Annotated in this window: 7 protein-coding genes; 3 read left to right on the forward strand and 4 right to left on the reverse strand. The window is 40.9% G+C overall.

Features of this window, described 5'->3' with window-relative positions; all coding sequences use genetic code 11:
• Positions 1-23: 23 nt before the first annotated feature.
• The 3 genes from papB to papA (NLX78_RS26695) form a co-directional block, all read right to left on the reverse strand.
• The gene (gene papB / locus NLX78_RS05970; RefSeq protein WP_254349882.1) at positions 24-1,427 is read right to left on the reverse strand and encodes a PapB family radical SAM/SPASM ranthipeptide maturase; all 1,404 of its coding nucleotides are present in this window, start codon (positions 1,425-1,427) and stop codon (positions 24-26) included.
• Between the two features lie 92 nt (positions 1,428-1,519).
• A complete protein-coding gene (gene papA / locus NLX78_RS05975; RefSeq protein ID WP_181016525.1) occupies positions 1,520-1,669 on the reverse strand; it encodes a freyrasin family ranthipeptide in 150 nt (49 codons plus the stop codon).
• 36 nt (positions 1,670-1,705) lie between these two features.
• The gene (gene papA, locus NLX78_RS26695; RefSeq protein WP_367987770.1) at positions 1,706-1,855 is read right to left on the reverse strand and encodes a freyrasin family ranthipeptide; all 150 of its coding nucleotides are present in this window, start codon (positions 1,853-1,855) and stop codon (positions 1,706-1,708) included.
• Between the two features lie 301 nt (positions 1,856-2,156).
• Here papA (NLX78_RS26695) and NLX78_RS05980 point away from each other — a divergent pair, with 301 nt between their 5' ends.
• Genes NLX78_RS05980 through NLX78_RS05990 form a run of 3 tightly spaced genes read left to right on the forward strand, consistent with a single transcriptional unit; the run spans position 2,157 to position 4,549 of the window.
• Positions 2,157-3,083, forward strand: coding sequence for an ABC transporter ATP-binding protein (locus NLX78_RS05980; protein WP_254349883.1), 927 nt, complete (start codon positions 2,157-2,159; stop codon positions 3,081-3,083).
• Complete coding sequence (locus NLX78_RS05985; protein ID WP_254349884.1) at positions 3,067-3,786, forward strand: ABC transporter permease; 720 nt, start codon at positions 3,067-3,069, stop codon at positions 3,784-3,786. The genes NLX78_RS05980 and NLX78_RS05985 overlap by 17 nt, the downstream gene beginning before the upstream one ends.
• Positions 3,787-3,814: 28 nt before the next feature.
• The gene (locus tag NLX78_RS05990; protein WP_254349885.1) at positions 3,815-4,549 is read left to right on the forward strand and encodes an ABC transporter permease; all 735 of its coding nucleotides are present in this window, start codon (positions 3,815-3,817) and stop codon (positions 4,547-4,549) included.
• 205 nt (positions 4,550-4,754) lie between these two features.
• Here NLX78_RS05990 and NLX78_RS05995 read toward each other — a convergent pair.
• Positions 4,755-6,859: alpha-amylase family glycosyl hydrolase (locus NLX78_RS05995; RefSeq protein ID WP_254349886.1), on the reverse strand; the 2,105-nt coding region annotated here is incomplete at its 5' end.

The raw sequence follows: 6,859 nt of genomic DNA on the forward strand, positions 1-6,859 counted from the left end.
GGCACAATGCCGAGTAGTTATTACTAACCAAAAAGGATGCTTCTTTGTTCCTGGGTAAGTTGGAGGTATAATTTTATAGTAGCGTTAATGAAATTCTTAGTTACTTTGCAAAGTTTACCGACAGGTTGATTGACATTTCCGTTCTCCGCGAAGTTCTCTTGATGGCATCCACCACCACAAAGATTTTTGGCCCAACACTTTGAACAGGTGGTTCTATTTCTTACTGTTGAATTCTCAATGAAATTATACTGTTTGCTCAATGGATCTTCATCAAATAGATTGCCAATAGAGCATTCATCCTCGCCTACAAAACGATGGCAAGGGAACAAATTTCCCCTAACATCAACAGCGGCCGCATTCGTACCCGCTCCACAAAAGTGGATTCTAGGACCGCCGGAATGAATTTTACTAAGCATGCCAAGGACATTGGACATTTTTTTGGCTGTAACATAGTCTTCACGTTCCAGTAACTCTCGGAATTGCTCTACGAGTTTAACCATTTCTTTCGATAAAGTATCGTAATGCTCGTCCGATAGGGAATAAAGTGCTGGAGATAAATATATTTTTCTGAACCCCAGTTTCACTAAATGATCAAAAGATTTAGAAAGGTCAAGCTCTGCAGGAGTTACTGTACCGCGCGCGCCTATTTTACGATCATTTCTCATTTCTTCTGTACGCTTCAAGAGTAAATCGTAGGATCCTTGTCCACCTTTAAAAAAACGATTGAAGTTATGCGTTTTTTCATCACCATCTATGCTGGTCTGCACCGCAAAATGATGTTTGTAAAAAAAGTTTTTGATTTTAGGAGTGATAAGTGTACCATTTGTAGTTATTGAAAAAGAAAATTTCTTATTATGAATTTCGGATTGCTCATGAACATACTGCACCGTCTCTTGTATGAGAGGGAAATTTAACAAGGGTTCACCGCCGAAAAAAGTGATATTCAATTGCTCTATTTCACCCGATTGTTGGATCAGAAAGTCTACGGCAGATCTAGCAATCTCTGAAGTCATTTTCCCTTTTTGATTATATTCCCCTTCCTCTCCATAACAGTAAGTACATCTAAGGTTACATTCTTGCACCATAAATAAGGTCAGAGAGGATAATTTGAAGACTCTTTGCGAGTTATCAAGTATACCCATTTTTTCAACATCTGATATGTTAGTATCTGTGGCAATAATGTATGCTTCCTTCATATTTTGGATGGCTTCTCTTACTTGTGATAATTCATAACGCTCGGCTAAATCCTTAACAACGTGCTCCTCGGTTTTGCCTTTACTATGTAGAATATCGATAATTAATGAGTCAATCTCAAATATGGCATTCGTTACGACGTTATAAAAGAAGGTTTTTGAGTCGACTTCAAACAATTTATAAGGGTGAAAATGAATGATTTCATCTTTTTTATCCTGGATCAGATTAGCCATTTCAAAGACCTCACTTTTATTATTAAGATAATTTAAGAAGGGGGAAACGGGATTAAGTAAAATTAATCCCGTTATTTAGATATAGATAAATACTAGGTATCACTAGAAATACAGAAATCCATTGCATCACATGAACGGCAGTAATCTTTGAGATCGCAATAATAGCAATCATCATTTTTAGGACATCCGTACGCAAGAATGGGTTCTTTAACACCAGAGATAACGTTGATTTGTTTCAGCATAATTTTCACCTCCTTTCATTTTGATGATACGAATTTCTAAGTATCGCTAGTTACACAAAAATCAGATTGATCACATATTCCACAGTAGTCACGAGTATCACAAAAAGTACAATAATCGACTTCTCTACAACCATAAGAGCGAATTGGTTCTTTAATCCCAGCAATAACGTTAATTTGTTTTATCATATATTTTCACCTCTTTTCATTATGCTACACGGTGCATGGACATGTAAGGTATGTAGAAATCATACACCCAAAAAGGAAAAATATGTGTTACAAAATTTTGTATAATATTATTACTTTTTGTATTATTTCATTTGAGTTTATGAAACTTATATCACATCTTTTACTAGTTTTAAGATGTAAAATGAATTTTTTGTTATGTATGTAACTAAACATTGAATAATACTATAATTGTAATTTTAATTGATTCATTACAATAATAAATGTATGATAAATGGTGATTATTGTAATGGGAGGTTTAGAAATGGATTATATTATCGAAACGAAAAAGCTCCGCAAACAGTTTGGGGGGGCTGTAGCTGTAGACGACATATCCTTACATGTGGAGCGTGGCAGTATCTACGGTTTCCTCGGTGAAAATGGAGCGGGTAAGACAACCACTATCCGCATGCTAATGAGGCTAATTGAGCCTACAAGTGGGGAGGTTTTTTTATTTGGCGAGCGGCTGGAGAAAAACTATCCTTCTATTTTCTCGAAAATAGGTACAATTATCGAAACGCCTGGTTTATATGAAAATTTGAGCGCACGCGACAATCTAAGAATTTGCTGTATGTACATGGGGGTGCAGGATGATGGGAGAATTGAACGAACATTAACTACTGTGGGATTAGAGCATACCGGCAAAAAAAAGTTCAAGAATTTTTCCCTAGGAATGAAGCAAAGATTAGGGATTGCAAGGGCGCTTGTTCATGACCCTGAGTTGCTTATATTAGATGAGCCGACGAACGGACTGGACCCATCTGGAATTAAGGAAATTCGTCAGCTATTGAAGCGGTTGTGCGAGGAAGAAGGAAAAACGATTCTTATTTCCAGCCACATCTTGAGCGAAATTCAGCAGTTAGCTACACACATCGGGATTATACATAATGGAAAACTGTTAGCGGAAGATCGTTTGAGCCGATTAGAGGAAGGTTTTGAGCAATATACAGATGTAAAGGTAGACGATGCAGAAGCAGTGCAAGCATTTCTGCAAGAGCACATGAAGCAACTTCAATCTAATGTGATATCCCCACAACAACTAAGAATTCATAGTCAGATTGAGAATACAGCTGCGTTAAATAAGCAGTTAATAGATCATCAGTTTTCAGTCTATGAGATACACACCTCCAAGCAGACACTCGAGGAGTACTTTCTGACTCTCATTTCAGGAGAGGATGGGCGACGTGATTAGAGCAGAACTTATTAAACTTAAAGGCTCTAAAGCCTTCTTGTTGAGCTATATTATATTGCTGGCTGTTGTGCTGTTGGAATTTGCGACGAGCGCTATTTTTTACAGATATTCAATTGATAAACGGGGTTGGACTTACTATTTCGAGGGCATAGTTCTCTTCGTCAATGTTGCAGCCGGATTTATCAGTTACTACATATTAACCGGTCATATTTTTGCAAGAGAGTATCAGGAAAACACGCATCTATTTATGTTTACCACGCCTGTCACCAGGGTTAAATTTTATTTTAGTAAATTGATCATTATTTATGGATTTATTATTGTATCCTTATTTCTCGTTCTGTTTTTGTCTGCCTTATTAGGCATGTCCATTACAGATCGACCTTTAACGATGGCTATCTGGGTATACCAAATCCAAGTGTTTGCTAAAATGTGTGTGATGCATGCGATGTTAATCCCAATCGCCTCTTTTTTTGCTATACGCTGGAAGAGCATCATGGTGGTTGTACTCGTAGTTTGTACTGCAATATTTTTGAATTTTATATACAAAAGTGAATGGTATCCGTGGATTGTTCCGTATCTTTTATCTCCTAATGAAAGAAATGCGACTATACCTACCAATGTTTCAGTAGCATGGTTCAGCTTATCGGTGACCTTTCTTCTTGGATTGCTTTTATCTATATGGACATATCAAAGAAAAGAATAAATAGAGAGTTTTCGAGAGGAGGGTTACTATGCTTGACCTGTTTAAAGCAGAGTGCTTGAAGCTGAAAGGAACTAAAATTGTTTGGTTGAGTGTAATGATTTTAGTATTAACCATTGTTTTAGAATTTTATAGTTACGCGGATAGTCCCAAGTATTCCATAGATCGTGATGGTTGGAATGACTACTTTATGAGTGTTGTTATTCTTATTAATTTTCTGACTGGGTATATGAGCTACTATATTTTGACCTGCTATATCTATGCGAGAGAGTATCAGGAGAAGACCCATATTGCACTGTTTACAAACCCGATTCGCCGGACTCGTATTTACTTCAGCAAACTACTCGTTATTTATATGTACATCGCTGTTAGCCTACTGATGGCATTTGTGCTATCTACAGTATTGGGTACGTTTATTACGACCAGACCGCTAACCTTTGAAATTGTTATGTATCAGCTTGGGGTATTTGCTAAGATGATTCTTATGCACGCTATGCTTATCCCGATCATCACGTTCTTCGCCATCCGTTGGAAAAAATTTGTGCCTGCTATTATGGGAATGTGTACGGTCATGTGTTTAAATTTTGTTTTGGTAAATACACCGGGGAATACCTTTTATCCATGGACAGTGCCGTTATTGTTTTCTCCCCATGGACAAATGGGCAGAACATTCACGTATGTTCCTGGAGGGGTCATCAGTATTTTCTTTATATTTGTGCTGGGACTTTTTTTAGCGTTGCGAAGTTATGTTCGTATAGAAAAATAAGTAGAGTATAACAAAAAGAAATAGACCGCCCTGGAGAGGGAAACACGGTCTATTTCTAATAGCTAGCCCTTTTCAGCCGACCGCTCTTCCAAGCGGCTGTTGCCAAGAGTAGGGATGGTTACCAGCATCCTTGCTCTTTTTTCGGTATATCCTTCTATTTTTTACTTTAGCACAATTGGATAATCATTGTAACTGAATGTGACCGTTACTTGGTGAAAACTTTAACTTCCTTTGGAGCGAGAGTCACGGTGATCGAACCGTTGTTAATCTGAATGGAGTCGTTGCTCAGCTGGTTGGTCAGACGGGTACCGTTGGACAGATTGTCGAAGTTGCCAATCGTGCGAGTTTGACTGCTCCATGAGTTGTTGATAAGTACGATGGCCTCGTCGCCATTTTTAGAGCGCTGGAAGCTGTAAAAGGAGTCGTCCACCCATTTTTCCTTTTGGTTGCCGTTTTGCAGAGCAGGGTGGTTGTTGCGCACAGAGTTCAGCTTAGCGATGTACTGATACAGGTCATGGTTGGCGTTGAAATTCATATTCTCCCGGTTGGCAGGATCTTCCCCGCCATTAAAGCCTTGCTCAGTGCCTTGGTAGATGATTGGAATTCCGCGTGACGTCAGAGTAAAGCCCAAAGCAGTTTTGAGCTGTGGCCATTTGTCATAGTTAGCACCCGGCTTGCCGGAGGCGTCATTCAGGAAACGTTTTACATCATGATTGTCGATAAATACACCGTTGGTCTGGGCATCGCGATAGTAACGATCATCTGAGTAGCGCTCCTTGATTTTTCTCATGGATTGATCGTGTCCGAACACATCCTTGATTGTATAATACATCGGAAAATCTAATGCGGCATCGAGATATCGGGTGTAATCCCCCACATAAGCAGGGTCGCCATGGAAAATTTCACCCATGGTGAAGGTATTGGCGGCTTGGTCAAAATCCTTCAGAAACCCTTTGGGTACATGCTTCACAGTGTCCACCCGCAGTCCGTCGACCCCCGACTCGTTCAACAGCCATTTGATCCAGTTTTTGAGCTCATTTGCTGTTGCAGGGTTGTCCTGATTCAGGTCATCTAATCCAGCCACATCACCGTTTTCGATTTTCGATTGGTTGTTGGAGCTGTAGTCTGCTCCTGTGATGTCGCCATTGTGATGATACCAATCTGCTTTGTCAAAGGGAGCCTTGGCGATGCCGTTCCCAGGTTGAAAATCGCCGGTGTGATTGGGAACTACGTCCAGCATAACAGCGATATTTTTGTCGTGTGCCTTACCAACCAGCTCTTTGAACTTGTCCATGGTACCGAGATGTCCGTCTACCGCATAAAAATCATACGTATGATAGCCGTGGTAAGCGTATTCACTCTTTTGCATCGTTACCGGGGTAATCCAGATCGCGGTAAACCCCATATTTTTAATGTAGTCGAGTTGGTTAATAATACCTTGAAAATCGCCACCATGCCACTTGCGCTGATCGCTGTTGTTGGAATTGAAACCACCGTAATTATCGTTGGATGGATCTCCGTTGCTGAATCGGTCTGTCATGATAAAATAAATGCTCTGTTTGCTCCAGTCTGTGTTGAGGGAAGTGGGTTTGGAGAGGGTATTCAGATCTATAGGAGTGAAGGCGCTCGAAGGCGCCTCCGTTTGAATAGTTACTTCAACTCCGTTAGAGTTGGGTACGTACGTAGAAGTGCCTACATTTAAGGATGCACCCGAAAGTTCCACTGTTTGGATAGGTCCTGTAACTTCGTTGAGGTCGGTTGCGTAGGTGGAAGTCCCTACGCTGACGGCACTTCCTGAAGGTGTCCCCGTTCGGATAGATCCTGCAGCTCCGTTCAAGCCGGGTGTGTAGGTAGAAATTCCCGTGCTGAAAAGGTAGTTTTTGGTGTTGTTGCTGTCCCAGCTGTTATTGCCGTCGTTAAAAGCGGCTTCCAATTGGGAGGCAGACCCGATATCGACGGTAATTTTGGCATAGCCGCTAATTTCGGCATCCTGCATTTTCACACCAGGCGCAGCAGTCCAGCTTCCGCCGGCAGGGCGATAGTGAATGTAAGGCGAATTAAAGCCTTTTTTGTAGTATACCGTTACCTTGTTAGTTGTACCGCCGCCATCCCCGGGAATCGTACCCGCTGGAGCGCCAGATGTGATCGTTCCCGCATTGCCGCTGTTACCGGGCGTGTACGTAGAAGTGCCCGTACTGAAGGAGTAGTTTTTGGTGTTGTTGCTGTCCCAGCCGTTATTGCCGTCGTTAAAAGCGGCTTCCAATTGGGAGGCAGACCCGATATCGACGGTAATTTTGGCATAGCCGCTAA

The organism is Paenibacillus sp. Lou8.1, assembly GCF_024213565.1.
In the GTDB taxonomy this organism is placed as follows: Bacteria; Bacillota; Bacilli; order Paenibacillales; family Paenibacillaceae; genus Paenibacillus; species Paenibacillus polymyxa_B.

Coding starts and splice junctions, on each gene's coding strand:
- papB (WP_254349882.1), bottom strand. CDS start 1,427: ATGGCTAATCTGATCCAGGATAAAAAAGATGAAATCATTCATTTTCAC.
- papA (WP_181016525.1), bottom strand. CDS start 1,669: ATGCTGAAACAAATCAACGTTATCTCTGGTGTTAAAGAACCCATTCTT.
- papA (WP_367987770.1), bottom strand. CDS start 1,855: ATGATAAAACAAATTAACGTTATTGCTGGGATTAAAGAACCAATTCGC.
- NLX78_RS05980 (WP_254349883.1), top strand. CDS start 2,157: ATGGATTATATTATCGAAACGAAAAAGCTCCGCAAACAGTTTGGGGGG.
- NLX78_RS05985 (WP_254349884.1), top strand. CDS start 3,067: ATGGGCGACGTGATTAGAGCAGAACTTATTAAACTTAAAGGCTCTAAA.
- NLX78_RS05990 (WP_254349885.1), top strand. CDS start 3,815: ATGCTTGACCTGTTTAAAGCAGAGTGCTTGAAGCTGAAAGGAACTAAA.